At 41.0% G+C, this 266-nt stretch carries 1 protein-coding gene; it reads left to right on the forward strand.

What is annotated here, in order from left to right:
* Positions 1-266, forward strand: a 266-nt coding sequence (locus SB816_RS32255) for a hypothetical protein (RefSeq protein WP_410548277.1), incomplete at both ends; no start/stop codon positions are given.

Below are 266 nucleotides of genomic sequence, written 5' to 3' on the forward strand. Positions count from 1 at the left end.
GTCGATGCATTTGTTCAAAAAATTAGCAAATTATCAAAATCAAAAAACAGGAACTCGAATTAGCGAAAATATCCGGGTTGCCGTACTCTCGATATTCTGGAGAGCGTTATATACAACGAGGAACCGAAACGCGGAATGGACAGACGAGGATAAGCGGGCTATCGACCAATTTTTGTCTGCAGCCAAGAAAGATTTGATTTCCGAGAGATGTGGTTTTCAGAGTTACTTGACACCTATGTTTGGAAAACCGCCATATTACGGATTTC

The sequence above is a fragment of the Achromobacter sp. SIMBA_011 genome, from assembly GCF_046535435.1.
Classification (GTDB): Bacteria; Pseudomonadota; Gammaproteobacteria; order Burkholderiales; family Burkholderiaceae_B; genus Achromobacter; species Achromobacter dolens.